Source organism: Microbacterium sp. OVT16B, assembly GCF_019969705.1.
In the GTDB taxonomy this organism is placed as follows: Bacteria; Actinomycetota; Actinomycetes; order Actinomycetales; family Microbacteriaceae; genus Microbacterium; species Microbacterium natoriense.
The window spans coordinates 1,393,076-1,419,523 of record NZ_JAHXZA010000001.1 but is presented as its reverse complement, the minus strand read 5'-3'; the positions used below and the strand labels follow the sequence as shown (position 1 = coordinate 1,419,523).

Here is a 26,448-nt window from a genome sequence, read left to right as displayed (position 1 = left end):
AGGCATACGAAAAAGTGACTACTGAGGCGCAGGAGTCCGTCGTCCGCGACGGCGTGCACTACCACCAGTTCGACATCGTCATCGTGGGCGCCGGCGGCGCCGGCATGCGCGCCGCCATCGAGGCGGGTCCCGGGGCCAGGACCGCGGTGATCTCCAAGCTCTACCCGACGCGCTCCCACACGGGAGCGGCGCAGGGTGGCATGGCCGCCGCCCTCGCGAACGTCGAGGAGGACAGCTGGGAGTGGCACACCTTCGACACGGTCAAGGGCGGCGACTACCTCGTCGACCAGGACGCGGCGGAGATCCTCGCCAAGGAGGCGATCGACGCGGTCATCGACCTCGAGAACATGGGCCTGCCCTTCAACCGCACCCCCGAGGGCAAGATCGACCAGCGCCGCTTCGGCGGTCACACCGCCGAGCACGGCAAGACCCCGGTCCGCCGCGCCTGCTACGCCGCAGACCGCACGGGGCACATGATCCTGCAGACGCTGTTCCAGAACTGCGTCAAGCTCGGCATCAACTTCTTCAACGAGTTCTACGTGCTCGACCTGCTGACGGTGAAGGATGCCGACGGCAAGACCCAGGTCTCGGGCGTCGTCGCCTACGACCTCTCCACGGGCGAGCTGCACGTCTTCCAGGCCAAGGCCGTGATCTTCGCGACCGGCGGCTTCGGCAAGATCTTCAAGACCACCTCGAACGCGCACACCCTCACGGGAGACGGCGTCGGCATCGTGTGGCGCAAGGGCCTCCCCCTCGAGGACCTGGAGTTCTTCCAGTTCCACCCCACCGGCCTCGCCGGCCTCGGCATCCTCCTCACCGAGGGCGCCCGCGGAGAGGGCGCGATCCTGCGCAACGCCTCGGGTGAGCGCTTCATGGAGCGCTACGCCCCGACCATCAAGGACCTCGCTCCGCGTGACATCGTCGCCCGCTGCATGGTGCAGGAGGTCCTCGACGGCCGCGGCGCCGGGCCCCACAAGGACTACGTGCTGCTGGACTGCACGCACCTCGGCGCGGAGGTCCTGGAGACCAAGCTCCCCGACATCACCGAGTTCGCCCGCACGTACCTGGGCGTCGACCCCGTCGTCGAGCCGGTCCCCGTGATGCCGACCGCGCACTACGCGATGGGCGGCATCCCCACGAACAACAACGGAGAGGTGCTGGCGGACAACGACACCGTCGTCCCCGGTCTCTACGCCGCCGGCGAGTGCGCGTGCGTCTCGGTGCACGGAGCCAACCGCCTCGGCACCAACTCGCTGCTGGACATCAACGTGTTCGGCAAGCGCAGCGGCCGCAACGCGGTCGAGTACGTCAAGACCGCGGAGTTCGTCCCGCTGCCCGAGAACCCGGCGGCGTTCGTCTCCGACATGCTCGAGGGCCTGCGGAACAACCAGGGCACCGAGCGCATCGCCGTGCTCCGCAAGACGCTGCAGGACGAGATGGACAAGGGCGCCCAGGTGTTCCGCACCCACGAGTCCCTGCAGCACGTGCTCGGCGTCATCGCCGACCTGCGCGAGCGGTACAAGAACGTCCACGTCGACGACAAGGGCCACCGGTTCAACACCGACCTGCTCGAGGCCGTCGAGCTGGGCTTCCTGCTCGACATCGCCGAGGTCGTCGTCTACGCGGCGCAGAACCGCGAGGAGAGCCGCGGCGGCCACATGCGCGACGACTTCCCGAAGCGCGACGACGAGAAGTACATGCAGCACACGATGGCGTACCTCACGGGCGACGCGCACTCCGCCGACCCGAGCGACCACATCCGGCTGGACTGGAAGCCCGTCGTGTTCACGAAGAACGAGCAGGGCGAGTTGAACTACCCGCCGATGGAGAGGAAGTACTGAGCATGGCGAACGCAGTCGCAGAAGCACCGGCAGCAGACTCGGCATCCGAGGTCATCCAGTCCTTCATCGTCACCTTCAACATCCGCCGCTTCGACCCCGAGGTCGACGCGGAACCGCACTGGGTCGACTACGACGTGGAGCTCTACTCCACCGACCGCGTGCTCGACGCGCTGCACAAGATCAAGTGGGAGGTCGACGGCTCGCTGACCTTCCGCCGCTCGTGCGCCCACGGCATCTGCGGCTCCGATGCGATGCGCATCAACGGCCGCAACCGCCTCGCCTGCAAGACGCTGATCAAGGACCTCGACATCTCGAAGCCGATCTACGTCGAGGCGATCAAGGGTCTGCCGCTGGAGAAGGACCTCGTCGTCGACATGGAGCCGTTCTTCGCCTCCTACCGCGAGGTGCAGCCGTTCCTGGTGGCGAGCTCCGTGCCCGAGAAGGGCAAGGAGCGCATCCAGACCATCGCCGACCGCGAGATCTTCGACGACACCACCAAGTGCATCCTGTGCGCCGCGTGCACCTCGTCGTGCCCCGTGTTCTGGACCGACGGGCAGTACTTCGGCCCGGCCGCGATCGTCAACGCGCACCGCTTCATCTTCGACTCGCGCGACGACAACGCCGCCGTGCGCCTCGACATCCTCAACGACAAGGAGGGTGTGTGGCGCTGCCGCACGACCTTCAACTGCTCCGAGGCGTGCCCCCGCGGCATCGAGGTGACCAAGGCCATCGCCGAGGTCAAGCAGGCGGTTCTCCGCGGTCGTCCCTGACCTCTCTCACGCTGTTCGACACGCCTCCGCCCTTGGATAGGGTGGAGGCGTGTCTGATTCCGGTGGCGCCGCGCCCGAAGCCGGTCGCCTCGATGTGGCCGTCGAACGCGCCACGGCGCTGACCCGGCGCACGCTCGGCCTCTTCCCCGTGCGCGTCTGGCGCCACTTCCTGCAGCACAACGGGTTCCTCCTCGCCGCAGGCGTGAGCTATCAGGCGCTGTTCGCGATCTTCGCGGCGATCTACCTCGCGTTCGCGATCGCCGGCCTGTGGCTGGGCGGGAGCGCGGAGGCGGTCGAGGGGATGATCGGGGTCATCAACAGCTACATCCCCAACCTCATCGTCCCCGAGGGAGGCCTCGTCACCCCCGATCAGGTGCAGGAGATCGCCGCGAACACGACAGGGGTCCTCAGCGTCACCGGTCTGATCGCCCTCGGCACCGTGATCTGGACGGCGATCGGGTGGGTCACCTTCTCCCGACGCGCGACGAGGGACATCTTCGGCCTGCCGCCGGACCGCCGCAGCTACGTGCTGCTGAAGGCGAGAGACCTGCTGGCCGCGCTGATCTTCGGCGTCGCACTGATCGTCGGCTCGCTGCTCAGCTCGGCGAGCGCGGGGATCCTGAGCTGGCTCCTCGACCTGCTGGGCTGGGACACGGGCTCCGGCGGACTGAACCTCAGCATCCACATCGGCACCGTCCTCATCTCGTTCGTGCTGCTGTCATCGGCTCTGGCCGCCATGGTCCGCTTCCTCACCGGAACGTCGCTGCACTGGCGCATCATCTGGCCCGGTGCTCTTCTCGGCGGCGGCGCGATGACGATCCTCCAGTTCGGGGCCGGCTTCCTGCTGAGCTACACGCCCTCGAATCCGCTGCTGGCGACGTTCGCGATCTTCATCGGCCTCCTGCTCTGGTTCCGCATCAACGGCGTGGTGATGCTGGTGGCCTCCTCCTGGATCGCGGTGGCGGCCTCCGACCGCGACGTCCCGCTGCTGCAGCAGTCCGAGGCGGAGAGGCGCCTGGCGGAGTACCAGGCGCTGCTGACCGCGGCGCGAATCCGCGTCCGTGAGGCCACGGCCGCGCTCGACGCCGCTCCGTGGCACCGCGCCTGGGCGGCGGGGCGCGACCTGCGCGCCGCCGAGGCCGACCTCGAGGCTCTCGAGGCCGCCGCTCCCCCGCCCGCCGAGCCGAGCACGCCGATCGCGCAGCGCCTCCTGAGCGAGCTGAACCGGACCCGGTCGCCCCGGAATGTCGGCGGCGCCCCATAGGCTTGTGTCCATGTCTCATCTGCGCATCGCCACGGTCAATGTCAACGGGATCCGCGCGGCGGCTCGCAACGGGATGAGCGGATGGCTCGACGCCGCAGACGTCGACATCCTGACGCTGCAGGAGGTCCGCGGGCAGGACGAGCACCTGGAAGCGGCCCTCCCCGGTTGGACCTTCGTGCACGACGAGGCGAGCGCCAAGGGTCGCGCGGGGGTCGCCATCGCCAGCCGCACCCCCGCGATCGCCTCGCGCACCGATTTCGGCGACCAGGACTTCGACTCGAAGGGTCGCTGGATCGAGGCCGACTTCGAGATCGGCGGGCGTCCGCTCACCGTGGTGAGCGCGTACGTCCACACGGGCGAGGCCGACACCCCGAAGCAGGACGAGAAGTGGAAGTTCCTCGACGCGTTCTCGACCCGTCTCGCCGAGCTCGGGAAGGATGATGCGCTCGCGCTCGTCACCGGCGACCTCAACGTCGGGCACCGCGAGCTCGACATCAAGAACTGGCGCGGCAACCGCAAGAAGGCGGGCTTCCTCCCCCGTGAGCGCGCCTACTTCGACCGTTTCCTCGGCGAAGCCGGTGCGGATGTCGAAGGGGTCGACGGCTCCGTGGGCACCGGTCTCGGCTGGGTCGACGTGGGGCGACGGTTCCACGGTGAGGTCGACGGCCCGTACACCTGGTGGTCCATGCGCGGCCAGGCATTCGACAACGACTCCGGCTGGCGGATCGACTACCACCTCGCGACTCCGGCCCTCGCCGAGCGCGTCACGGCCTATCACGTGGCACGCGCCGCGGCCTACGACCAGCGCTGGAGCGACCACGCGCCGGTGGTCGTCGACTACAGCTACTGATCCTCGACGCTCGAGTACCGATACCAGCCCCGGTACTCGAGCAGGGTTCCTGCGAGCGGATTCCGCACGGTGACGGCGATCGTGCGTCGGGCGTTGTCGTCGTCCCATCCGTCTTCGACATCCACGTGCACGGCGAGGATGCCGCGGAGGGCGATCCGGCGGCCGCCGAGACGCAGTGCCGCGCGGCGGGTTCGCATGCGCAGGGTCCCGCCGTCTCCGACCGCGCACTCCTCGATGAGCTCGACGCGTCCGCGCTCGCCGAGCAGCGTGCGCACGAGTCCGGGGTGCACGCTGGTGGTCATCACATCGGAGACGCGCTGCGCACCGCTCGGGAAGCGGAACTCCCGCGTGGTGCGGAGCGTCACCCTCTCGATCGCAGCGTCTCCGACCGTCACCGTCGTCACGGCCGACTCGGTGAGCACCGAGAACGGCACGTCCGAGGCGATACGCGTCACGACGGCATCCCTCCCCAGCAAGGGCATCGCGAGGGCGTTGAGCAGACGGTACCGGCTCCCGGCGCGCGCGAACACGCCCTCGCCCCGGGCGCGCGACGCTGGTGTGCGCATCTGGGCGGCGATCTCCGGGTGCAGCAGCGCGGCGTCGGCACCCAAAGCCCGCAGGAACGCCTCTCCGCTCCCGACCGGAACGCCCTCCCGATCGCCGGGCATGATCACTCTCGCCGTTCCTCGCGGTACGGCTTCACGGTCTCCGGCATGTCCTGTCCGTCGACGAAATCGCAGGTGAACGTGCCCCGGTACCCGAAGAGGAAGCCCAGCACGTCGTTGCGCACCTCCAGATCGATGACGTAGCATCCCCGCTCGTCATCGAAGCGCTCGGTGAGGTGAGCACGTCCGCTGAACAGCATCGGGAAGCGGAACGCGATCGGCCCCTCGTAGAAACGCTGGGAGCCCGAGGTGAGCCGCAGTCCGCCGTCGTCGGTGACGGCGAGGTCGAGGTCGACTGCCAGGTGCTGGTGCGTTCCCAGGTAGTCGACGATCCGGCCCCTGCTGTCGCTGTAGATCATCGTGGCATCGAAACGGCGTCGGAGACCCGGCCGGATCTCCATGGTCCGCACGAACGTGACGGTCTCGCGCCCCAGACTGTCGACGTACGCATGGTTGTCGATCTGGAAGGGGATATCGGTCCCCCGGTCGGGGAACAGGATGTTGCGCAGCGTGCCGATGGCGAGGAACGGCAGTGTCCACCACGGGCCTCGGCGCACCTCGTTCATCACGCCTCGCCCGACGCAGCCGTAGCCTGCGGCGATCCCCACGCCGAAGCGGCGCTGCATCTCCGGATGCAGGCGCGCGAAATCGGCGCCGAGCGCCCTGACGAAGATCCCGTCGGCGCTCATGCGTGCAGCTCCGACAGCGAATCCGGCGCCTGCTGCATGATCGTGCCTCCTGCTGCGACGGGACGTGACAGGCACCTCCTCGCGTGGGCGCGCTGTCGCCGACCGGGCATGACGGAAAGCCAGAACCCGGTGGCCTCCGGCGGCACGTCCTGCTCCGCCCAGAGCCGCAGCCTGTCGAAGCTCCATGCGGTGAGCCACCACACGAACGGGCGCGTGACGAGCGGATCGAGGAGGCGTCCGAGCAGTCCCCACCCCGGCGCGTAGTCGTATCCGGTGATGAAGCGGACGCCGTCGTCGGTGGGAACGTACCGCCAGTATCCGCGGCCGGCGCCGAGCGGCGAGAGCCGGTCGGCGGTGTCGAAGAGGAGGGCGGAGGTGCGCTCCCCCGCGCGACCGCGCCTGTCTCCTCGCGAGACGCCGGTGCCGCGGATGGTGTGGATGCCGAGGTCGAGCTCGTACGCGAACTCCTGCGCGCCGTCGTCACGGACACGCGTCGGCCGGATCGTCGTGAACCGGCCATCCCAGCGCACATGGTGCTCCGGGGTCTGCGTCAACTCCCAGACGCGCTCGATCGGCGCGTCGATGAGGATCTCGACGTAGAGCGCTCGTTCCCTCCTGCGTCGTTCTCCCATAGCCACAGGGTAGAGGATGCGGAACGCGGAGCCTCGTCGCACGGCGCATAGGATTGACGGGTGAACAAACCTCGCCTGTACTCCGGAATGCAGCCCTCCGCCGACTCCCTCCAGATCGGCAACTACATCGGCGCGCTCCTGCAGTGGCGAGAGCTGCAGACCTCCTACGACGCGTACTTCTCCGTCGTCGATCTGCACGCGCTCACCGTCGCGCAGGACCCGGCTGAGCTCCGAGAGAAGACGCGCCGCACCGCGGCGCAGTACATCGCAGCCGGCATCGAGCCCTCGCAGTCCACTCTCTACGTGCAGTCGCACGTGCGGGCGCACGCCGAGCTCGCCTGGATCCTCTCCACGATCACGGGCTTCGGCGAGGCCGGGCGCATGACGCAGTTCAAGGACAAGTCGACGCGTTACGGAGCCGACGCGACGAGCGTGGGACTGTTCACGTATCCGGTCCTGATGGCCGCGGACATCCTGCTGTATCAGACCGACGTGGTGCCGGTGGGAGACGACCAGAAGCAGCACGTCGAGCTCACCCGTGACCTCGCCGAGCGCTTCAACTCGCGCTTCGGCGAGACGTTCGTCGTGCCGCGCCCCGTGATCCAGAAGGACACGGCGCGCATCTACGATCTGCAGAACCCGACCTCGAAGATGTCGAAGTCGGCCGAGAGCGATGCCGGCGTCCTGTGGATGCTGGACGACCCCGCCAAGTCGGCGAAGAAGATCATGCGCGCGGTGACCGACACCGAGGGCTCGGTGCGCTTCGACCGCGAGACCAAGCCCGGGGTCTCGAACCTGCTGACGATCTATGCGGCCCTCACCGGCCGTCAGGTCGCCTCGATCGAAGACGAGTACGCGGGCCGTGGCTACGGCGACTTCAAGAAGGGTCTGGCCGAGGTCGTCGTGAACGAGTTCGAGCCCGTCCGCACCCGCGCGCTCGAGCTGCTGGACGATCCCGCCGAGCTCGACAGGATCCTCGCGGCCAATGCGCAGCGCGCGGATGCCGTCGCCGACGCCACCCTGGGCGACGTCTACGATCGCGTCGGGCTGCTGCGGCGCATCTGATCGCGGCGGCCCTAGGATGGGGGCGTGACTGATCCGCAGCTGCCCCCGCCCTCCGGCGCCGTCCCTCCCGTGCCCCCTGCCCCGCAGGGTGCGGATACGACGTCACCGCAGATGCCGCCGGTTCCTCCGGTCGCTCCCCCTGTCGCGCAGCCGTCGCCCGCCTTCCCGGCAGAGCCGCCCGCCTTCCCCGCGGAGCCGACCGCGTACCCGGCGCAGCCTCCGGCATATCCGGCGCAGCCGCCGGCTTTCACGGCGCAGCCCCCGGCTTTCCCGACGCAGCCCCCGACATACCCGGCGGCGGCCAGCATTCCCGCTCCCGCTCCCGCTCCCGGCCCCTCGTACCAGGCGCCTCCCGGTGCGTATCAGGTCCCGGTGGGCGGCTATGCGGCCCCCGCAGGAGCCTACGCCGCACCCGAAGCGGCATCCGTGAAGCCCAAGGGCCTGCTCGGCACCCTCTCGCTCATCCTCGCCGTGGTGGCCGCGATCGTGATCCCGATCATCGCCGGAGTCTCCGGCTTCGAGATCGGCCGCCGCCTCCCCTCGTCGGGGATCAACACGAGCGATCCCGAGTTCCTCTCGCTGCTCTCCCCCGCGCGGGATCAGGTGCTCTGGACGGAGATCTCGTTCTGGGTCGGCACGGTGCTCGGCATCGCGGCGATCGTCGTCGGCATCATCGCGATCGCCAAGAAGCAGCGGCGTGGCCTCGGCATCGCCGGCCTGATCCTCGCCGTGATCGGCGCCGGAGCCTTCTGGGTGATCCTGCTGTTCTCGGTCTCGATCGGCACCGCGACGGGCCTCGGCGGCTCCTGAGCCCCGACGGGATCAGCGCGGCGCGTGGTGCTTCTGCTGCGCCGCGAGCAGTCCTTCTGCGACGAGGAGCTCGACGGCATCCGCCGCGTCCGAGACGAGGATGGGCAGGTTCGCACGCTCGTCCTTGCCGAACGGAGACAGCACCCAGTCCGCGGGATCCTGTCGCCCGACCGGCCGTCCGATGCCCACGCGCACGCGCGGGAAGTCGGGGGTGGTGATGGCGCGCGCGATGTCGCGGACGCCGTTGTGCCCTCCGTGGCCTCCACCGGTCTTCAGCTTCACGGTGTCGAACGGGATGTCCAGCTCGTCGTGCACGACGATGATCTGCTCCGGCGGCACCGAGTAGAAGCGCGCGAGGGCCGCGACCGGCGTGCCCGACACGTTCATGAAGGTGTTCGGCTTCGCGAGCACGAGCTTGTCGCCGCCGGGCCGCAGCCAGGTCTCCACGACCCGCGCCCCGCCCTTGTGCTCGCGGAAACTCTCGTTCCGACGGGAGGCGAGCTCGTCGACGACCATCTGCCCGATGTTGTGCCTCGTCGTCTCGTACCGGGGTCCCGGGTTGCCGAGTCCGACCACCAGCCAGGTGGATGCCATCTCATCGTCCTTTCGCCCGCGCGTCCGCAGGACTCGGTCAGGATACGACAGAGGGGGCGCGATCTGCTCGCGCCCCCTCTGCGGTGAATCGGTCGGAGATTACTCCGCGGCGGCCTCGGCCTCGGCGGCGGCGTCCGCCTCATCGTCCGCGGCGGTGCCGGAGGACGGGACGGAGATCGCGACGACGAGCACCTCGGGGTCGGAGAGCAGCGTCGAGCCCTTGGGCAGGACGACATCGGCGGCGGTGATGTGCGCGCCGTCCTCGAGACCCTCGATCGAGACCTCGAGGTTCTCCGGGATGTGCGTGGCCTCGGCCTCGATGGACAGGGTGGTCGCGTCGAGGTTCGCGATGGTTCCGGAAGCGGACTCGCCCACGAGAACGACGGGGATGTCGATCGTGACCTTCTCGCCCTTCTTCACCACGAGCAGGTCGATGTGCTCGATGATCTGGTGCACCGGGTCCTTCTGCACGTCCTTGACCAGGGTGAGCTGGTCGCCCTTGCCCTCGATCTGGAGCTCGAGAACGGCGTTCGCGCGACGGATGATGAGCGAGACCTGGTGGCCGGGCAGTGCGACGTGCACCGGCTCGGTGCCGTGGCCGTAGATGACGGCGGGGATCTTGCCGGCGGCGCGGAGGCGGCGGGCGAAGCCCTTGCCGAAGTTGCTGCGCAGCTCGGCCTGGACCTTGGTGTCTTCAGACATGTGGTTCTCCTTCGGGACACGCAGCGGTGCGCCACGCGGTGGTCTCTTCGTCATGATCTCGAACGCAGACGCGCGAGAAAGCCACCGGGCCTGCTCCGCCGCGTCGATAACGGACGCCTGCGCACGCGCAGAAGCGTCCCTCGCCGAGGTACATCCTCAATGGTACCCGATCACCCGATAGGCTGTAGCCACCGATCATCCCACCCAGATCACGGAGAATCCCATGCTCGACGGCGCCTTCCTCTCACACGCACTCGCATGGCTGATCGGCGCGATGACGGTCTGCGCGGCGGTATTCACCTTCGGCGCGCTGTTCTCCCTCGGCCGCTCGGGCTACCGCAAGGACTGACTCCCCCGCGCCTCCTCGTTCGTCGGATGCTCCGCGCATCCACGACACACGCGCGCTCCCGCTCTCCACGTCGCGATAATCTGGGTTCATCCCCTACTTCACGATCGAGGAGCCCTCTGTGCCCGAAGCATCAGCGAACATCGGAGTCGTCGGACTCGCCGTCATGGGTTCGAACCTCGCCCGCAACCTCGCGAGCCGCGAGGGCAACACCGTGGCGATCTTCAACCGCAGCTACGAGAAGACGCAGTCCGTGCTCGACGCGCACCCGGAGGCGGGCTTCATCCCGGCCTCCACCTACCAGGAGTTCGCGGACTCTCTGCAGAAGCCGCGCACCGCGATCATCATGGTCAAGGCCGGCGGCCCGACGGATGCAGTGATCGACTCCCTGGTCTCGGTCTTCGAGCCCGGCGACATCATCGTCGACGGCGGCAACGCCTTCTTCCCCGACACGATCCGCCGCGAGAAGGCCGTCCGCGAGACCGGCATCAACTTCGTCGGCGCCGGCATCTCCGGCGGTGAGGAGGGCGCACTCCTGGGCCCGTCGATCATGCCCGGCGGTTCCGACGAGTCGTGGGTGACCCTCGGCCCGATCCTGAAGTCGATCGCCGCCGTCGCCGAGGGCGAGCCGTGCGTCACGCACGTCGGCCACGACGGCGCCGGCCACTTCGTCAAGATGGTGCACAACGGCATCGAGTACGCCGACATGCAGCTCATCGCCGAGGCGTACGACCTCATCCGCCGCGGCACGGGCAAGTCGCCGGCCGAGATCGCCGAGATCTTCGCCGAGTGGAACAAGGGCGAGCTGGAGAGCTACCTGATCGAGATCACCGCCGAGGTGCTCCGCCAGATCGACGCCGCCACCGGCGAGCCGCTGGTCGACGTCATCGTCGACCAGGCGGGCGCGAAGGGCACCGGCGCATGGACCGTGCAGACGGCCCTCTCGCTCGGCGTCCCGGTCTCTGGCATCGCCGAGGCCACCTTCGCCCGCTCGCTGTCCTCGCACCCCGAGCAGCGCGCCGTGGCATCCGCCCTCCCCGGCCCCGACGAGGAGTTCGCCGTCGCCGACGAGGAGGCGTTCATCGAGGACGTGCGCCTCGCGCTGTACGCGTCGAAGATCGTCGCGTACTCGCAGGGCTTCGACGAGATCCGCGCCGGTGCAGCGGAGTACGACTGGAAGATCGACCTCGGCGCCATCTCCAAGATCTGGCGCGGCGGCTGCATCATCCGCGCGCAGTTCCTCAACCGCATCGCCGACGCCTACGACGCCGAGCCGGGGCTCCCCGTGCTGATGACGGCGCCGTACTTCGCCGAGGTCTTCGGTCGCGCCCAGGCAGCGTGGCGCCGCGTGGTCGTCGCCGCCGCCGAGGCCGGCATCCCCGCGCCCGCGTTCTCCTCGTCGCTGTCGTACTACGACGGCATCCGGGCCGACCGCCTGCCGGCCGCCCTCGTGCAGGGCCAGCGCGACTTCTTCGGCGCGCACACCTACAAGCGCATCGACAAGCCCGGCACCTTCCACACGCTGTGGTCGGGCGACCGCACCGAGATCGAGGCGGAAGACACGCACTGAGCGCGTCCGACACCATGACGAAGGCCCCGGCTCACCGCCGGGGCCTTCGTCATCTGCTCAGCGCGTGATGTCCTGCACGCGTCCGTTCGCCAGACGCAGCCGCCGCGTCGCCCGACGGGCCACGGCCGAATCGTGAGTGACCACGATCATCGTGATGCCCTCGGCGCACAGGTTCTCCAGCAGCGTGAGGATCTCGTCCCTCATGCTCTCGTCCAGATTGCCCGTCGGCTCGTCGGCCAGCAGCACCCGAGGGCGCTTGACGATGGCCCTGGCGATCGCGACCCGCTGCTGCTGTCCTCCGGAGAGCTCGGTCGGCAGGTGGCTACCCCGGTCGTCGAGGCCGACGTGGGCGAGCGCGGCGGCGACCCGCGACTCCCGCTCCGCTCGAGCGAGGGACAACGGCTCCAGCGCCATGTTCACGTTCTCCGACGCGGTGAGCGTCGGGATCAGGTTGAAACCCTGGAACACGAACCCGATCTCCTCGGCGCGAATCCGGTTGAGCTCGCGGGCGGACGCCCGGGCGAGCTCCGCTCCGCCGAATCGGAGCGATCCTGATGACGGCCGGTCGAGAGCGCCGAGGAGCTGCAGGAGCGTCGACTTCCCTCCGCCCGTCGGCCCCTGGATCGTGACGAACTCGCCCGGCATGATGGCGAGGTCGACGCCGGTCACCGCGGTGACCGTGCGCCCCTTCTGCGCGTAGGTGCGGGTGAGACCCTCCGCCTGATAGAGCGGAACCCCTGGTTCCGTACCCTCCGCCGAGTGCACTGCTTCTGCGATGCTCATGTCTGATTCTCCTTGTCCGTACGAGTCCGTCATGCGACCGAGCGCAGTGCCTCGGCCGGGCTGAGCCGTGCGGCCCGCCATCCTCCGAAGGCGCCGGCGACCAGTCCACCGAGGACGGCGAGGCCCACCGCGGCGGCGAGCACCCAGGGGGTGAACGGCGCGTGGAGCACGATGTCCGCCGCCTGCTGCACCTGGAACATGCCGCCTCCTGTGGGGCCGCCCTGACCCCCGGGACCGCCCTGTGCACCGCCGCTCGAGGCGGCGACCGTCGGCTTCAGCACGTTGATGAGCACGATCCCCGCGATTCCGAGGACGAGGCCCGCCGCGCCGCCGATCAGCCCCTGGAGCATCGACTCCCCGGCGACCTGACGGACGACCCTGCCATTGGACCAGCCGATCGCCTTGAGCGTGCCGAACTCCCGTGTGCGCCGCGAGACGCCGGAGAGCGTGAGCAGCACCGAGATGAGCACGGCCACTGCGAGCACGATGATCGACAGCCACGTGCCGAGGTTCGTGATCAGCGAGGTCGCGCTCGAGAGCGACGCGGACACGGTGGAGGCGAGCTCGGACTGCGAGGTGACCGTCGCATCGGGCAGCTCCTTCGTCAGCGCCGTCTGCACCGCATCGATCCCCGATGCGGAGTCGGCCTGCACGTAGATCGTCGAGACGACGTCGCCCGCGCCGGAGAGCTCCTGCGCGGTGTCGAGCGGCAGATAGACGTTCGCCGCGGTGTCTGCGGTGTCGGAGGTCGAGGCGACTATGCCGACGACCTGCACGGTCGAGCCGGCGACGTCGATCGTGCCGCCGACGTCGATCGTGCCGCCGACGGCGATCTCGTTCGTCGCCGCATAGGTCGCATCGACGAGCGCGACGAGCGCCCCCGCATCGCCGCTGGTGAAGGCGCGGCCGTCGCTGACCTCGACCGAGGCGAGCGGTCCGACGGATGCCGTCCCCGGGTCGATCCCCAGCACGGAGAACGAGTCGATTCCGAACGAGCCGCCGCCCGCTCCGTCTGCGCCGCCCTGCGGGGCGGTCTCGCCCTCCTGGGGGGCACTCTGGCCGCCCTGCGGAGAGAATCCTCCGCTCGGCATCTCGCCCGTGAACGTGGAGTCGGTCAGGCTGAGCGCCGCGGATGCCGCGGCCACGCCCTTCGTCGAGGACACCGTGTCGAGCACCGAGCTCTCCAGGGTGCCGCGCATGAGGTCGGTCCGCAGCGTCGAGCGACTGAGGGTCGTCGTCTCTCCGTCTGTGCTGCCGTCGTCAGCGCCGAAGTCGAAGCGCTGGGGTCCGCCCTCCCCCGGCTCTGTTGCGGCGCCGGTCACGGTGAGGTCGGTGCCGACCCCGTACACCGACTCCAGCGCCTGGGCCTGCGCATCGCGGACTCCCGTGGTGAGCGCGTTGACGACGATCACCAGGCCGATGGCGATCGCCAGGCCGATGGCGACGATCAGCGTCTGTCTCTTGCGGCCCGCCAGTTCGCGCCGCAGATATGTCCCGTACATGTGTCTCCTTCCTCCGCGCGATTTCGCGGGTGAGGATGACGGTATGCACCACCGCTATGGGGACCTGAGGGACGCCCGATGGGAAGCCTATGGACGCGGATGCCGCCCGCGCCACGGCAGCGCGGGCGCGCCGGGAGCATCGACCTCGACGCCCAGCAGGGCGCCGTCCGCGGTCGACGGGTGCTCCAGCCCCACGCTCGCCGTCGTGATCACGAGGAGTCGGTCGACGAGGGCGACGGCGGTCGGTCGCTTCGCGGGGAGCTCGATCGTCTCCACGAGCCGACCTGCGGGAGAGTAACGACGCACTTCTGCGGCATCCCAGACCGCGACCCAGAGCATGCCCTCCTCGTCGATGGTCATGCCGTCGGGGTTGCCGCCGTCGACGCGGCACACGGTGCGCCGTCCGGAGAGGCGCCCGTCCGGGGCGACGTCGAAGGCCTCGATGCTGCGATGGGGCAGCGTGTCGATGTAGTAGAGCGTCGAACCGGACTCGTCGAAGACGAGCCCGTTGGACACGGTGACCCCGCCGAGCCTCTCGGTGGCGACCCCGTCGGCGTCGATGCTCCACAGTGCGCAGTGCGGGTCGCGGGGCATCGACTGACTACCCACCCAGAAGCGTCCGGCGGGGTCGCAGCCTCCGTCGTTCATGTAGTCGCCGGGTGCGGCGAGGTCGGCGATCAGCGGGACCACCGCCCCGTCGTCCCCGACGTGGACGAGTCCGCGGTCGACGGCGACCGCCCACCCCGCTCCCGCATCGGCGAGCGGAGCGGGAGCGCCGATCTGGGCGCCGACGACGACGGAGGAACCGGCCACGACCCTGCCGTCGGCAATGCTGCCGCGATGGAACCTGCCGGTCGACATGTCGATCCAGGCCAGGGTCCCGTCGCGCGCGTCCCAGCGCGGGGACTCCGCCTGTACGTAGCGTTCCTCGGAGAGGATCTCGACACGGCGTGAGCGGGGGGAACGCGACATCGGGGCCAGCTTTCAGTGGTAGTCCATAACCGTTATATGGCAGACTATCTCACAATGTGCATAACGCTTGCGTGAATGCGAGACTCCGATTGCGAAAGCAGGGAACTGGCCAATGCCTCCGACACTCCACGGCTTGATGCCGATCCTGGCGACCCCGTTCGACGAATCGGGCGCGCTCGACCGGCCGGGCCTCCGACGCCTGGTCGAGTTCCAGCTCGCCTCCGAGGTCGACGGCGTCGCCGTCTTCGGGATGGCCAGCGAGGGGTTCGCCCTCACGACCGACGAGCGGCGCACCATCCTCGCCGACGTCGTCGAGGTCGTCGACGGGCACGTCCCCGTCATCGCCGGCGTGAACGGCACCTCGACGGCCACCTCGATCGAGCAGGCGCTCCTGGCCGAGGAGGGGGGCGCTCACGCCCTCATGGTCCTCCCGCCGTTCATGGTCAAGCCCCCCGCGGCGACCCTCGTCGACTTCTACGGCGATGTCGCCGCGGCGACATCGCTGTCGGTCATGGTGCAGGACGCCCCCGGCGTCACCGGCGTCGTCATGCCGCCCGCCCTCATCGCGCAGCTCGCCCGCCTCGACAACGTCGACTCGGTCAAGGTCGAGGCCCCGCCCACGGCCCCCAAGGTGGGCGCCGTCGTCGAGGCGATCGGCGACGCCGACTTCGCCGTGCTCGGCGGGCAGAACGCCCAGTTCTGCCTGGAGGAGTACGCCCGCGGCGCCGTCGGCACCATGCCGGCGTGCGAGTTCCCCGATCTGCTCGGCCCTGTACTCGCCGACTTCGTCGCGGGGCGCGTCGACGAGGCGCGCGCCGGCTTCCGTCGTATGCTCCCTCTCGTGCTCATCGGACTGCAGGGCGGCATCGCGTGGGCGGTGCACAAGGAGATCCTCGTCGCGCGCGGCATCATCGAGCACGCGACCGTGCGGTACCCGGCATCGCGACTCGACGAGGGCAGCCGCGCCGCGGTCGACCTCGTGATCGAGGAGCTCGCTCTCCCCGCCGTCCCGTCAGCGGTGCGCGTGTGAGCGGCCGCGGCGTCCTGCTCATCGGCGCCAGCTCCGACATCGGCCTCGCGATCGCGCGCGCGTTCGCGTCCGACGGCGACGCCGTCGTCGGCGTCGGCCTCGAGCCCTTCGACGATCCGGTCTTCGCCCGCTACCTCGTCGCCGACTGCAGTCAGCCCGAGGCCGCGGACACCGCGGTCGCAGACGCCGTGCAGGCGCTGGACGGCCTCGACGTGGTCGTGCTCGCCGCAGGACGGATGCCGGTCAGCCCCGCGCATTCGACGAGCGACGACGACTGGCGCGGAGCGCTGGGCGCGACCCTCGACTCCGCGTTCTTCGTCGCTCGCGCGGCGCTCCCGCATCTCGCTCGCGGCGCGGCGATCGTCGCCGTCACGTCCGTGAACGCCTCCCTCGCCGCGCCTGGCCTGCCCGCGTACGCGGCGGCCAAGGCCGGCGTGGCCGGGCTCGTGCGTCAGCTGGCCCTCGAGTACGGTCCCCAGGGCATCCGCGTGAACGCGGTCGAGCCCGGCAGCATCTCCGCGATCGACACCGGAGAGAGCGAGGGCTACCCGCTCGGACGGATCGGCCGACCGGAGGAGGTCGCCTCCGTCGTCGCGTTCCTCGCGTCCGACGCCGCATCCTTCGTGACGGGAGCGTCGATCGCCGTCGACGGCGGTCTCTCCATCTCCTCCCCCGCCGCATGGTTGAAGCCCGTGCTGCGCGAGCGCTGGCTCTGAGACCTCACGCCTCGCATCGAGACGACGAATGCCCCGCCGGAGAATCCGGCGGGGCATTCGTGTGCGGTGGCTGCTACTTGTTGGAGTCGAGCAGCCCCTGCACCTCCTTCTTCAGAGCGTTGAGGCCGGCCTGCACGTCGACCTGGCCGGCGAGGATCGTGGCGATGCCGCCGCCGATGGCCGCGTCGATCTGCGCGGTCACGGCCACGCGGTCCCACGCAGCGCCTCGCGCGTGCTCGGAGACCTCGGTCCGGAACGCCGCCTGGAACTTGTCGGCGGCGAGAGCGGGGATCTGGTCGGCGACCGTCTTCGCCGCCGGCGCCACCGCCGACCGCTCGTACAGCGCCGTCGCCGCCTTCACGTTGGTCGCGGCGTAGGTGATGAACTCGCGGCTCGTGACCTCGCCCTCCCCCGCGCTCGCGAAGAGGCCGCTGCCCCATGCCCGGTTGTACGACTTCTTGCTGCCGACGGTCGGACGGGAGATCGCGCCGATGTTGTCGACGATGTTCTGCGCCCCGCCGTTCGTCTTCACGAAGGTCGACGCGAGGGGTGCGTCGTCGTACAGGGCCGTCCTGCCGCTGGCGAACAGGATGCGGGCATCGCTGCGCGCCACGTTGGTCTGCGTGAGCCCGTCGTCCTGCAGGGACTTGTACCAGGTGATCGCCTTGACGCTCTCCGCGTCGCCGAGCGTGCAGACGAGGTCGTCGGTCACGACATCGCTGCCGAATCCCCACATCCAGTGCACGGCATCCTTCAGCTCCGAGGCCTTGGTCACCGCGGCGTACGGGATGAGGGACGAGTCCTGGGACTTGATCTTCTCGAGCGCCGTCGCGAACTTCTCGACGGACATGCCGGAGGTGATGCCGACGCTCTTCGCGATCTCGCCGTTGGTGATGAGGCCGATGCCGGCCGCCGTCAGCGGCAGGACGAGCAGCTTGCCGTCCATCGTGTATGAGTCCAGCACGCCCTGCGGGATGCCGAGGCCCTTGGCGAGGTCGGTGAGGTCGGCGAGCACGTTCATCGGCGTGAGCACCTGCCATCCGCCCGACTGCCCGACGCCGAGGAGCTTGCCGGAGCGTCCGGTGAGGGCGAGCTGCGTGGCGGCCTGGTCGTACGGGTAGATGACCGGGGCCACCTTCACGCCGGCCTTCGACGAGAACCCGTCGAGGATGCCCTGCCACGCGGGCTTGAGCGCCTCCTCGCCGAGGGAGTTGCCGTAGAAGTTGATGGTCTTCGCCTTCGTCGCCGCGTTCGTCGCGGTGACGGAGCCGGGACCGGCGGGGGTGGCGCAGCCCGCGAGGGTGAGGGCGCCGAGGGCGACCAGGGCTGTGCTTCCGCCGAGGAAGGCACGGCGGCTCAGCTGCGTGTTCGTGATGGTCATGGAGACTGCTCCTTCATCGAGTTGTTCGGGTCGAGATGGTCATGGCGGCGCTACCCCTTCACCGCTCCGGCGGCGAGACCGGAGACGAAGTAGCGCTGGAGGAGGACGAAGATGATCACGAGGGGAAGGGACGTGATGAGCGATGCCGCCATCAGCGCCGGCCAGTCGGCCGTCCCCTCGCGGATGAACGCCTGCGTGAGCCCCGCGGGCAGGGTCTGCTTGTCGGGTCCGGCGAGAGTGAGCGCGAAGAGCAGATCGCTCCAGCCGCGCATGAAGGCGAACATCGCGGCGGTGATGAGCCCCGGCACGACGAGGGGGAACACGATCCGGAACATGGTCCCCGTGCGCGAGAGTCCGTCGACCTTCGCGGCCTCGAGGATGTCGTCCGGCAGCCCGTCGATGATGCCCTTGAGCAGGAACACCGTGAGCGGGAGCGTGAACGTCGTGAACGAGATGATCAGACCGGTGTAGGTGTAGAGCAGGCCGGCGGAGCTGAGCATCAGGTAGAGGGAGATCAGCAGCAGCGCTCCGGGGATGAGCTGCCCGATGAGGAACATGAACATGATCGCGTTGCGCCCGCGGTAGCGGAACTTGGAGAGCGAGTAGGCCATGAGCCCGCCGACCAGGACGGCCAGCACCGCGGTGCCGGTCGAGACCACGACGCTGTTGCCGAGGTTCTTGATCAGCGCATCGTTCTGGAAGAAGCCGATGAAGTTCTCGAACGTCGGATCGACCGGGAAGAACGGACGGTCCTGCGCGAAGACGTCCTCCTTCTTCGTGAACGCCGTGGCGGTGAGCCAGTAGATCGGCAGCAGTCCGAACAGCGCGAGCAGCACGAGGCCGATGCGTCCGGGGAGCGAGAGGCGGGGGCGGATGATCGACTCTCCGATGTCGCGGCTGCGGCTCATCACTTCTCCAGTCGTCGGTTGAGGAGCAGGTACCCGCTCGAGATGATCGCGAGGAGGACGAGCCAGAGGGCGCCCATCGCGGAGGCCTTGCCGAGTTCGTAGCTGCCGAACGCGAGCTGGTAGAGGCTGAGCGCCAGGGTGGTCGTCGAGTCGCCGGGGCCACCACCGGTCATCACGAAGATCGTGTCGAAGTTTCCGAAGTTGTAGATGAACTCCAGCACCGCGACGAGGGCGACGGGACCGGCGATGTGCGGGAGCGAGATGTAGCGGAATCGCTGCGACCGCGTGGCGCCGTCGATCGTCGCCGCCTCGATCTGCTCGCTGGGGAGGGTCTGGAGCACGGCGAGGGCGACGACCATGATCCAGGGGAACGAGTGCCAGGTCTTCGCGATGATGACCGCGGCCATGGCGCCGACGGGGTTGCCGAGCATGCTGATCTCGGGAAGACCGAAGACGGCGAGCACGTGGTTGACCACGCCGTAGCTGTCGTTGAAGATCCAGGCCCAGAGGAAGGACACCACGACGCCGGGCAACAGCCACGGGAGCATGAGCGCGCCGCGGAGGATGTTGCGTCCGCGGAGGCGGGAGTTGAGCAGGATCGCGAGCGCGACGCCCAGCACGAGGGGGAAGATCGTGGAGAGCGACGAGAAGACGAGGGTGGTGCCCAGCCGGGCGACGAACTCGTCCCACACCGCGACGTAGTTGTCGAACCCGACGAAGGTCCGCTCCGGGCGGAGGAGCGACTGATCGTACAGGCTCGTGCCGATGCTCGACACGAGCGGGAAGATCGCGATCACGAGGAACAGCAGGACCGCGGGAAGTGCGATCATGAATCCGAAGGTGCGATCCTTCGCGCCCAGCGTCGAGCGTCGACCGGAACGCGGTTCGACCCGTTCGCGTGTCTCGGGCCGCTCGAGGGTGGCTTGTGGCATTGCTTTCACTTTCGAGTAGGGAAGATCCCGTACGGGATCGTGCGCGTCGTCGTCACAGTCGTCGACGTTGACGTGCGGCTAGTCAACCACAATGCGGATGCGAAATCCACAAAATGCATAAGACACCCACATTTGCCTTGCTCGATGCCACTTCTCTCATTAGGATGACTGGCAGCGGCGTGGAGCCGCGACGCCGCTGATGCGGCGCCAGCAAGGAGGAGGAGTCGACATGGCATCGGAATCGGTGGGAGGCACCCAGACCGTCGAACGGGCGATGTCGCTGCTCGCATGCTTCACCGAGGAGTCGGGAGAGCTGCGCGTCTCCGAGCTCTGCACGCTGACGGGCCTCGGCCAGTCCACGGTCTCGCGCATGATGTCGGCACTCGACCGCATGAGGTTCGTGGTGCAGGACGCACGCACCGGCCTCTACCGCCTCGGCCCCGCCGCGGTCGCGCTCGGCACGATCGCCCTCAACGGCTCTCCGATCCACCGCGCCTCCCGGCAGATCGCGCAGAACCTCGCCCGCCGCATCGAGATCGGCGTGAACGTCGCCGAGCTCAGCGGCTTCACCTTCACCTACCTCTGCAACTTCGAGGGCGCGCTCGCACCGAAGTCGTTCGCGATGGCCGGCCGCACCGGCCCGCTGCACGCCACGGGCCTCGGCAAGGCTCTGCTGGCCGGGATGCCGTCGGCCGCGGTCGACGAGTACTTCCAGCAGTCCCCGCAGCGCTTCACCCCCCACACGATCGTCGACCGCGACGCCATGCAGACAGCCCTCGACGAGACCCGCAGCCGCGGGTACGCGACGGAGATCGAGGAGCTCGCCTTCGGCCGCGCCTGCATCGCGGCGCCGATCCGCAACAGGGCGGGAGAGGTCGTCGCCGCGCTCTCCGCGAGCGGACCGCTCTCGGTGCTGGATCTGCACGCACCCCATCAGGAGCTCGCGCTGCAGCTGATCGAGGCGGCCGACGAGATCTCCGTGGCCCTGGGCTACAGCCCCTCCCGCTCCGCGTCGGCGTTCGCCGCGCTCTGACCCGCGGCGCGGCATCGACCGCGACGCTCGAATCCCTCGCCGAGGCACCCGCCATCGGCCTCTTCCCTCACGACTGTCTTCGGAGACCCCTGTGAAAATCGCGCGCGTGCAGACCTTCCCGCTCTTCCTGTCGAGGGAGGAAGCCGACGACTCCTACGCGGGCGACACGGGCGTGGCGCATCGCGGCTACGTCATCCGACCGCCGTGGCGGAGCCTGTACTCCCCCGGCTACGAGACCCTGATGGTGAAGATCGAGACCGACGACGGCCTGGTCGGCTGGGGAGAGGCGCTCGCCCCCGTCGCCCCCGAGGTCGCCGCGGCGATCGTGGATCGCCTGCTCACACCGCTCATCATCGGGGAGGACCCCCGTTCGGTGCGGACGCTCTGGCACCGCATGACGGAGTCGATGCGCGAGCGCGGCCACCTCACCGGTCATCAGGCCGATGCGATGGCGGCGGTGGACATCGCCCTGTGGGACCTCTGGGGGCGCGCGACCGGACTCTCCGTGTCCGAACTCGCCGGCGGACGCTTCGCCGAGGTCCTGCCCGCCTATGTCTCCGGCATCCGCGGGGACGACGACGTGGAACGCGCCGACAAGGCCGCCGCGCTCGTCGAGGCCGGCGTTCGCCGCATCAAGCTGCACCTCGGCACCGACATCCGCACCGACCTCGCGACCTTCGACGCGATCAAGGCGGTGCACCCCGACCTCGATCTCGCGCTCGACGCCCACTGGACGTACCGCCTCGGAGAGGCGAAGGCGCTCGGCCGCGAGCTCGACGACCGCAGGGCCTGGTTCTTCGAGGCGCCGCTGGCTCCGGAGGACGTCGAGGGGCACCGCGACCTCGCAGCGAGCCTCGCCACCCCCATCGCCGTCGGCGAGGCGATGCGCAGCCGCTTCGAGTTCGCCGACTGGCTCAGCCGCCGGGCGGTCGGGCTCACGCAGCCCGACATCGGACGCACGGGCATCACCGAGGGTCTCGCGATCGCCGCCGTGGCCGACGCGTTCCACGCCCAGGTCGCCCCTCACCACTCGGCCGCCTTCGGCATCGCGATGGCCGCGGGCGTGCACGTCGCGGCGAGCTCCGCCTCCCTGCTCGCGTTCGAGTACCAGCCGTTCACGCTTCCGGTGGCGAACCGCATCCTCACCACTCCGCTGGAGGTGCAGCCCGACGGCGGCTTCCTCGTCCCCACCGGCCCCGGCCTCGGCGTCGAGGTCGACGAGGACGTGGTCCGCGGGTACGTGCGCAGCTGAGCGCAGCCGACCACGCACACGAGAAGGGGGTGCGCCGGGATCTCTCCCGGCGCACCCCCTCCTCGTCGTCAGTCGCCGATCCGGACGAACTGCGCCGCGCTCACGCGGTGGATGCTCGTGTTGCGCACCTCCAGCTTCACGACGCCGACCGCGCCTGCGCCGTAGCGGAACGTCCCGAGAGAGCGCCAGGCCGCGGCGCCAACGGTCTGGTCCACGATCACCTCCGTGCTGCCAGACTCGTGCTGGACGATGTAGGCCGCGGACGTCGTGGTCGTGGGGTTCGTCGGGTACCAGACCGACACCCGGTAGAGCCCCGCCTGCGGCAGATTCGCGTTCCAGGTGACCGTGCTGCCCACCGAGTCGGCGTCGCTGTAGCGGGTGCGCGTGCCGTTCCACCCGGAGAGCCCGCTCGGGTACCACCGCCCCGCCTCGAGATACCCGGGCCACGGGGACTGCGTGTGGGCGATCACGCCCTCGTCGGCGACCCGCACGAGCACCCCTCGCCGCAGCGTCTGATCCAGCCGCGCCTCGAACCTGATCGTCGATCCGGGCGCGACGGTCGGTCCCGCCGTGACCGTCCACGAGTGCGTGAGGTCGGACCGCGGCGGCACCGTCACGACGGCATCCCGCTGGGCGATGCTCCACGCCGTGGTTCCGTACAGCGACAGCGTCGCCTGCAGCGGGGTGACGCCCGTGTTGATGACGAGCGCGGTCAGGGTGGCGACAGCGCCGGGACCGCTCACGATCTCCTTGTCCGAGGTCAGCGACACGAGGCGGCGCCTGTCGATCACCTCGATGGGAGCCGGACGCAGAACGATCGGCGCCCCTCCGGGCACCGACAGGGATGCCGCGATCTGCACCTCCCCGAGCGGGGCAGCCGCCGCGATGACCGCCGCCGCCTCCACGCGGGCGGTGCCGTGCGCCGGGACGGACACCGCCGGCACGGGGCCCTCGAGCTGCCACCCGGTCGGGAGGGTCGCCGTGACGGACCCGCTGATCGCCGCGTTCGTGGCGTTACGCACCTCGATCGTCAGCGGCACGCGATCCCCCGCCGTCCCCGTGGCCTGGGCGACGACGTCTCCCGCGACGCCGGAGTGCGCGCCGCTGATGCGCGAGGGCAGCCGCAGCGTGACCTCCGACGTGGTGACCCCACCCGCCGTGACCGTGTAGCTGATGCTCTTGGTCGGGTCGTCGACCCCGATCGTCCATTCGTAGGGGTAGCCCTTGGCCGGCGCCTGCTGCACGGGCTGCGAGCCGATGCGATAGCTCAGCGTGGCCGCCTGCTCGGTGTCGATCTGGACGTAGGCGTCGTACCCCTCCCCGCCCGGCCTGACCAGCAGCAGCCCGCGGACGAGCCCGTACTCCCCCGACGGATCGGAATCGACCTCGCTGAAGCTGTCGGATCCGTGGTCGACGATGTCGTCGGAGGGCAGCGCGGGGCGCTCGACGGTCACATTGCGCACGACGAGTGCGAGCAGGCCGTGCCCCGGGACCGTGACCGTGACCCTGCCGTTGTGCCCCGAGACGGATGAGCGGCTGCCGTCCGCCGCGACCAGTTCGACCACGGGTGCGGAGCCGCGAGGGATTCCGGTGAGGTCGCTGGACAGGTCGACCACGACCTGCTGCGCACCGGCGGCGGAGTTGGTGAGGCTGAGGTAGAGCGCGTCGTTGCCGACGCCGCCGATCCAGTTGACCAGGGGGTTGTCGAGCGAGATGAGACCCGCGGGGAGGTACGGCCAGACTCCGGTCTCGCCGAAGAACGTGCCGGGGGCGTGACCGTACGCGAAGAACTTGAAGTACGCGAAGTCAGCCTCGAACACATGCGGGAAGTCGATGCTGCCCGAGCTGCGGTAGAAGCTCTCGCTGATGAGGTAGTCCATCGCGAGCCCCAGCTGTGCGGGGGCGTGATGGAAGTAGTACCCGGTGATCCCGACGGGCCCGCTCGTGGCGAAGTCGGGCTTCATGTGGGCGACCTGGAACTGACGTCCGTAGTAGCCGGGGTAGGTCGTGAAGCGTCCGATCACCATGTTGTGCGCCACATCGGCGAGCAGATCGTCGCCGGTGTGGTGCGCGAGCCGGAGCAGCGCCCCGGCCCAGCACGGGTTGAAGACGTAGCCGCCTCCCGGATCGGTCAGCGAGCTGACGCCCAGCTTGAACGACGACAGGGCCTCGAACGTGAGTCCTGACGGCGAGACGTACCACGCGGGAACGGTCTCGGTCGCGACGCTCGTCGTCGGATAGCTCGGGAGCGAGCTGCGCGTCTCCCAGTCGTACTGCTGAGTGATCACGTGGCCGTCGGGGACGGTGACGTTCTGATCGGGGACCGGACGCACGGCCGTCTGCGTGATGAACCGCTGGGCTTCGCGGTACGCGCCGTCGAGGAACTCCGTGTCGCCGGTGACCTCGAACAGCTCGAGCAGGTCGACCCAGTACTTCGAGAAGCTGTAGGCGAATCCGCCGGGCGGCTGGCCGTTGCTGCGGTACGGGGTGAGGATCTGCTCGCGCGTGTACCGCTTGCCGATCAGGCTCGCCTCCGCGAGGTACGCGGGGTCTCCGGTGATCCGGTACGTGGCCAGGGCGTTCGAGAAGGGCGCCCTGCTCTGCCCGACGACGCCGGCCTTCGTGGCCTGCACGGCGAGGCGCTGGATCGACGCGTTGCGCCCGTGCGTGAGCTGATAGAGGGACGCGAGGTTCACGGCATCCGTGGCGATCTTGCCCAGCCGGTACTGCGTCGTGTCGTTGTACACGGGGCTGCCGATGACCGGCGAGTGCCCGATGCCCTTGCGGGAGAGCTGGTACTCGATGAGCGGTCGCGCTCGCCGCTCGTACAGGGTGCTGTCCGCCGTGCCCGTGAGGTAGTGCGCCGCCAGCACGACGCCGCTCGCGGCGGTGCGGACGGCATCCTCGTTCTCGACGTCGACGAATCCCTTGGCCCGGCTCCACCAGCCCGAGAACGACGGGATGTAGTCGGTCGAGTCGTCGCCGTTCGGCTCGATGGCGATGAGCTCGGTCATCGAGTGCACGGCGTCGGTCAGGGAGCGGTCGTAGACGTTCCGCCGGTACGCGGTGAGCCCGTACTCGTCGCGGCACAGCCGGGTGTAGGTGCCGTACAGGGTGTCGGCGCGGGCGGCGATGCCGAAGGCGAACCCGCGCTGCTGTCCGACCGTCATCGCGGTGCGCAGCCCCGGTTGCGGGGAGTACATGCTCGGCACGACGTCGAGGCTGTCGTTGCGCAGGCTCATGCCGTAGGGCTGGCGATCCGACATGAGCTGACGCTCGTGCACGAACTCGGCGACCTCCGCGGGGAGGTACAGCCCCGAGGTGACCGCGACCCCGCCGACCTCGTACTGGGTCAGCGCCATCGGCGCGAAGAGCTCCCATGCGCCGAGGGGCGCCGAGCCGTCGAGGACGGAGAGCGCGTGCTGGTACGAGCCGCAGAGCACTTCGTCGACGTCGTCCAGCGACCTCGTGTCCTGGCTCTGGTACCCGACGATGTAGTCGCCCGCCGTCTTCGCCGTCAGCACGTAGTGCGCCTCCGGGTTGTCGCCTTCGAGCCGCCAGCGCACGACCAGGTCGACGTCGTCCGTGCTCGTGCGGAGCTCGATCGCCTGTGGTCCGAGCACCTGATACGACGTGAAGCCCAGCCAGCTCGTCGCCAGCGGTCCGTAGAGCTCTGGAGCACTGCCGGACGGCAGGGTGCCCGTCAGCACGACCCACTGCTCGTCGAAGCGGTGCGCCTGATCGGTGATGGGCAGCCAGGCGCCGTTCCGCTTGACCTCGAGGTCGCGGACGATCGTCTCCCCGCCGTCCCATGTGGCGTGGTGGAACGTCATCCGGTGGTTCTGCCCCACGAGCTGTGCGACCTGCGTCAGTGCCAGGTTGGGCTTCGTCAGCCGGCGCAGCGCGTCGGGAAAGGCCCCGCCGGTTCCGGTGACCGTGGCTCCGACGCCCATCATCGACGCCGAGGCCGATGAGGGGCTGCCCCCGAGGACCGGAGGCAGCACCCCGGCGATCACCAGCATCCGCAGAACCGCCCGACGACTCCAGAGCGTGGCGTCGTCGCCGGCCCCCGTGTTCGAAATTGAATCCATGATGCACATGATGCAATCTGTATGCGACAATGTCAACGGATGCCCCCACG

Annotated in this window: 24 protein-coding genes; 12 read left to right on the top strand and 12 right to left on the bottom strand. The window is 69.3% G+C overall.

The window, feature by feature from the left end; genetic code table 11:
* Nucleotides 1-14 precede the first annotated feature (14 nt).
* Genes sdhA through LC438_RS06630 form a run of 4 tightly spaced genes read left to right on the top strand, consistent with a single transcriptional unit; the run spans nucleotide 15 to nucleotide 4,725 of the window.
* Nucleotides 15-1,841: a succinate dehydrogenase flavoprotein subunit gene (gene sdhA, locus LC438_RS06645; RefSeq protein ID WP_105675369.1), complete on the top strand. Its 1,827-nt coding sequence runs from the start codon at nucleotides 15-17 to the stop codon at nucleotides 1,839-1,841.
* A gap of 2 nt (nucleotides 1,842-1,843) precedes the next feature.
* The gene (locus LC438_RS06640) at nucleotides 1,844-2,611 is read left to right on the top strand and encodes a succinate dehydrogenase iron-sulfur subunit (protein ID WP_105675371.1); all 768 of its coding nucleotides are present in this window, start codon (nucleotides 1,844-1,846) and stop codon (nucleotides 2,609-2,611) included.
* Between the two features lie 49 nt (nucleotides 2,612-2,660).
* On the top strand, nucleotides 2,661-3,875 hold the full coding sequence (locus LC438_RS06635; RefSeq protein WP_223586158.1) for a YihY/virulence factor BrkB family protein: 1,215 nt from the start codon (nucleotides 2,661-2,663) through the stop codon (nucleotides 3,873-3,875).
* 10 nt (nucleotides 3,876-3,885) lie between these two features.
* Entirely contained in the window at nucleotides 3,886-4,725 is an 840-nt protein-coding gene (locus LC438_RS06630; protein ID WP_181155919.1) for an exodeoxyribonuclease III, read from the top strand.
* Here LC438_RS06630 and LC438_RS06625 read toward each other — a convergent pair.
* From LC438_RS06625 to LC438_RS06615, 3 genes are read right to left on the bottom strand one after another with little or no spacing between them, the layout of a single operon-like run.
* Nucleotides 4,719-5,393: a DUF4166 domain-containing protein gene (locus LC438_RS06625; protein WP_146114335.1), complete on the bottom strand. Its 675-nt coding sequence runs from the start codon at nucleotides 5,391-5,393 to the stop codon at nucleotides 4,719-4,721. The genes LC438_RS06630 and LC438_RS06625 overlap by 7 nt on opposite strands.
* Nucleotides 5,394-5,395: 2 nt before the next feature.
* Nucleotides 5,396-6,079 carry a DUF4166 domain-containing protein gene (locus tag LC438_RS06620; RefSeq protein WP_223586157.1) on the bottom strand — a complete coding sequence of 228 codons (684 nt, stop codon included), beginning with the start codon at nucleotides 6,077-6,079 and terminating at the stop codon, nucleotides 5,396-5,398.
* Nucleotides 6,076-6,711, bottom strand: coding sequence for an SRPBCC family protein (locus LC438_RS06615; RefSeq protein ID WP_223586156.1), 636 nt, complete (start codon nucleotides 6,709-6,711; stop codon nucleotides 6,076-6,078). Before LC438_RS06615 ends, LC438_RS06620 begins: the two co-directional genes overlap by 4 nt.
* A 60-nt stretch (nucleotides 6,712-6,771) precedes the next feature.
* On the opposite strand from LC438_RS06615, the gene trpS reads away from it, so the two are divergent.
* Nucleotides 6,772-7,776, top strand: a complete 1,005-nt coding sequence (trpS, locus tag LC438_RS06610) for a tryptophan--tRNA ligase (protein ID WP_105675383.1) — start codon at nucleotides 6,772-6,774, stop codon at nucleotides 7,774-7,776.
* 24 nt (nucleotides 7,777-7,800) lie between these two features.
* Entirely contained in the window at nucleotides 7,801-8,586 is a 786-nt protein-coding gene (locus LC438_RS06605) for a hypothetical protein (RefSeq protein ID WP_223586155.1), read from the top strand.
* Between the two features lie 12 nt (nucleotides 8,587-8,598).
* Here the strand turns inward: LC438_RS06605 and pth are convergent, their stop codons facing one another.
* Together pth and LC438_RS06595 are read right to left on the bottom strand one after the other, a co-directional pair.
* A complete protein-coding gene (pth, locus tag LC438_RS06600) occupies nucleotides 8,599-9,180 on the bottom strand; it encodes an aminoacyl-tRNA hydrolase (RefSeq protein ID WP_105672233.1) in 582 nt (193 codons plus the stop codon).
* A 99-nt stretch (nucleotides 9,181-9,279) separates the two neighbouring features.
* Nucleotides 9,280-9,882, bottom strand: a complete 603-nt coding sequence (locus tag LC438_RS06595; RefSeq protein ID WP_105672234.1) for a 50S ribosomal protein L25/general stress protein Ctc — start codon at nucleotides 9,880-9,882, stop codon at nucleotides 9,280-9,282.
* A gap of 223 nt (nucleotides 9,883-10,105) precedes the next feature.
* Between LC438_RS06595 and LC438_RS18500 the strand changes: the two genes are divergently transcribed.
* Together LC438_RS18500 and gndA are read left to right on the top strand one after the other, a co-directional pair.
* The gene (locus tag LC438_RS18500) at nucleotides 10,106-10,231 is read left to right on the top strand and encodes a hypothetical protein (RefSeq protein ID WP_258132415.1); all 126 of its coding nucleotides are present in this window, start codon (nucleotides 10,106-10,108) and stop codon (nucleotides 10,229-10,231) included.
* Nucleotides 10,232-10,349: 118 nt separating this feature from the next.
* A complete protein-coding gene (gene gndA / locus LC438_RS06590) occupies nucleotides 10,350-11,798 on the top strand; it encodes an NADP-dependent phosphogluconate dehydrogenase (protein ID WP_223586154.1) in 1,449 nt (482 codons plus the stop codon).
* A 57-nt stretch (nucleotides 11,799-11,855) separates the two neighbouring features.
* Here gndA and LC438_RS06585 read toward each other — a convergent pair whose 3' ends face one another.
* The 3 genes from LC438_RS06585 to LC438_RS06575 all read right to left on the bottom strand — a co-directional run bounded on the left by LC438_RS06585 (nucleotide 11,856) and on the right by LC438_RS06575 (nucleotide 15,055).
* The gene (locus LC438_RS06585; RefSeq protein ID WP_223586153.1) at nucleotides 11,856-12,581 is read right to left on the bottom strand and encodes an ABC transporter ATP-binding protein; all 726 of its coding nucleotides are present in this window, start codon (nucleotides 12,579-12,581) and stop codon (nucleotides 11,856-11,858) included.
* A 29-nt stretch (nucleotides 12,582-12,610) separates the two neighbouring features.
* Nucleotides 12,611-14,083 (bottom strand): ABC transporter permease, encoded by a 1,473-nt coding sequence (locus LC438_RS06580; protein WP_223586152.1) that lies wholly within the window; start codon nucleotides 14,081-14,083, stop codon nucleotides 12,611-12,613.
* Between the two features lie 87 nt (nucleotides 14,084-14,170).
* Nucleotides 14,171-15,055, bottom strand: coding sequence for an SMP-30/gluconolactonase/LRE family protein (locus LC438_RS06575; RefSeq protein ID WP_223586151.1), 885 nt, complete (start codon nucleotides 15,053-15,055; stop codon nucleotides 14,171-14,173).
* 136 nt (nucleotides 15,056-15,191) lie between these two features.
* On the opposite strand from LC438_RS06575, the gene LC438_RS06570 reads away from it, so the two are divergent.
* Complete coding sequence (locus LC438_RS06570) at nucleotides 15,192-16,085, top strand: dihydrodipicolinate synthase family protein (RefSeq protein ID WP_258132416.1); 894 nt, start codon at nucleotides 15,192-15,194, stop codon at nucleotides 16,083-16,085.
* Nucleotides 16,082-16,801 (top strand): SDR family NAD(P)-dependent oxidoreductase, encoded by a 720-nt coding sequence (locus LC438_RS06565; protein WP_223586150.1) that lies wholly within the window; start codon nucleotides 16,082-16,084, stop codon nucleotides 16,799-16,801. The genes LC438_RS06570 and LC438_RS06565 overlap by 4 nt, the downstream gene beginning before the upstream one ends.
* A gap of 73 nt (nucleotides 16,802-16,874) precedes the next feature.
* Here LC438_RS06565 and LC438_RS06560 read toward each other — a convergent pair whose 3' ends face one another.
* The 3 genes from LC438_RS06560 to LC438_RS06550 are packed head-to-tail and all read right to left on the bottom strand — an operon-like array spanning nucleotide 16,875 to nucleotide 19,920.
* Nucleotides 16,875-18,182 carry an ABC transporter substrate-binding protein gene (locus LC438_RS06560; protein ID WP_223586149.1) on the bottom strand — a complete coding sequence of 436 codons (1,308 nt, stop codon included), beginning with the start codon at nucleotides 18,180-18,182 and terminating at the stop codon, nucleotides 16,875-16,877.
* 50 nt (nucleotides 18,183-18,232) lie between these two features.
* A complete protein-coding gene (locus LC438_RS06555) occupies nucleotides 18,233-19,090 on the bottom strand; it encodes a carbohydrate ABC transporter permease (protein WP_105672242.1) in 858 nt (285 codons plus the stop codon).
* Nucleotides 19,090-19,920: a carbohydrate ABC transporter permease gene (locus LC438_RS06550; protein ID WP_223586148.1), complete on the bottom strand. Its 831-nt coding sequence runs from the start codon at nucleotides 19,918-19,920 to the stop codon at nucleotides 19,090-19,092. Before LC438_RS06550 ends, LC438_RS06555 begins: the two co-directional genes overlap by 1 nt.
* A gap of 331 nt (nucleotides 19,921-20,251) precedes the next feature.
* On the opposite strand from LC438_RS06550, the gene LC438_RS06545 reads away from it, so the two are divergent.
* Nucleotides 20,252-21,055, top strand: a complete 804-nt coding sequence (locus LC438_RS06545) for an IclR family transcriptional regulator (RefSeq protein ID WP_223586147.1) — start codon at nucleotides 20,252-20,254, stop codon at nucleotides 21,053-21,055.
* A gap of 91 nt (nucleotides 21,056-21,146) precedes the next feature.
* The gene (locus LC438_RS06540) at nucleotides 21,147-22,307 is read left to right on the top strand and encodes a mandelate racemase/muconate lactonizing enzyme family protein (RefSeq protein ID WP_105672245.1); all 1,161 of its coding nucleotides are present in this window, start codon (nucleotides 21,147-21,149) and stop codon (nucleotides 22,305-22,307) included.
* A 68-nt stretch (nucleotides 22,308-22,375) separates the two neighbouring features.
* Here the strand turns inward: LC438_RS06540 and LC438_RS06535 are convergent, their stop codons facing one another.
* Complete coding sequence (locus LC438_RS06535; protein ID WP_223586146.1) at nucleotides 22,376-26,398, bottom strand: hypothetical protein; 4,023 nt, start codon at nucleotides 26,396-26,398, stop codon at nucleotides 22,376-22,378.
* Between the last annotated feature and the right edge of the window lie 50 nt (nucleotides 26,399-26,448).

What these genes read in the sequence shown, in the direction of transcription:
- LC438_RS06615 (WP_223586156.1), bottom strand. Translation starts at nt 6,711, where the DNA reads ATGGGAGAACGACGCAGGAGGGAACGAGCGCTCTACGTCGAGATCCTC.
- LC438_RS06585 (WP_223586153.1), bottom strand. Translation starts at nt 12,581, where the DNA reads ATGAGCATCGCAGAAGCAGTGCACTCGGCGGAGGGTACGGAACCAGGG.
- LC438_RS06545 (WP_223586147.1), top strand. Translation starts at nt 20,252, where the DNA reads ATGGCATCGGAATCGGTGGGAGGCACCCAGACCGTCGAACGGGCGATG.
- pth (WP_105672233.1), bottom strand. Translation starts at nt 9,180, where the DNA reads ATGGCATCCACCTGGCTGGTGGTCGGACTCGGCAACCCGGGACCCCGG.
- LC438_RS06625 (WP_146114335.1), bottom strand. Translation starts at nt 5,393, where the DNA reads ATGCCCGGCGATCGGGAGGGCGTTCCGGTCGGGAGCGGAGAGGCGTTC.
- LC438_RS06575 (WP_223586151.1), bottom strand. Translation starts at nt 15,055, where the DNA reads ATGTCGCGTTCCCCCCGCTCACGCCGTGTCGAGATCCTCTCCGAGGAA.
- LC438_RS06550 (WP_223586148.1), bottom strand. Translation starts at nt 19,920, where the DNA reads ATGATCGCACTTCCCGCGGTCCTGCTGTTCCTCGTGATCGCGATCTTC.
- LC438_RS06570 (WP_258132416.1), top strand. Translation starts at nt 15,192, where the DNA reads ATGCCGATCCTGGCGACCCCGTTCGACGAATCGGGCGCGCTCGACCGG.
- LC438_RS06640 (WP_105675371.1), top strand. Translation starts at nt 1,844, where the DNA reads ATGGCGAACGCAGTCGCAGAAGCACCGGCAGCAGACTCGGCATCCGAG.
- LC438_RS06555 (WP_105672242.1), bottom strand. Translation starts at nt 19,090, where the DNA reads ATGAGCCGCAGCCGCGACATCGGAGAGTCGATCATCCGCCCCCGCCTC.
- LC438_RS18500 (WP_258132415.1), top strand. Translation starts at nt 10,106, where the DNA reads ATGCTCGACGGCGCCTTCCTCTCACACGCACTCGCATGGCTGATCGGC.
- LC438_RS06595 (WP_105672234.1), bottom strand. Translation starts at nt 9,882, where the DNA reads ATGTCTGAAGACACCAAGGTCCAGGCCGAGCTGCGCAGCAACTTCGGC.
- LC438_RS06580 (WP_223586152.1), bottom strand. Translation starts at nt 14,083, where the DNA reads ATGTACGGGACATATCTGCGGCGCGAACTGGCGGGCCGCAAGAGACAG.
- LC438_RS06560 (WP_223586149.1), bottom strand. Translation starts at nt 18,182, where the DNA reads ATGACCATCACGAACACGCAGCTGAGCCGCCGTGCCTTCCTCGGCGGA.
- LC438_RS06630 (WP_181155919.1), top strand. Translation starts at nt 3,886, where the DNA reads ATGTCTCATCTGCGCATCGCCACGGTCAATGTCAACGGGATCCGCGCG.
- LC438_RS06535 (WP_223586146.1), bottom strand. Translation starts at nt 26,398, where the DNA reads ATGGATTCAATTTCGAACACGGGGGCCGGCGACGACGCCACGCTCTGG.
- LC438_RS06620 (WP_223586157.1), bottom strand. Translation starts at nt 6,079, where the DNA reads ATGAGCGCCGACGGGATCTTCGTCAGGGCGCTCGGCGCCGATTTCGCG.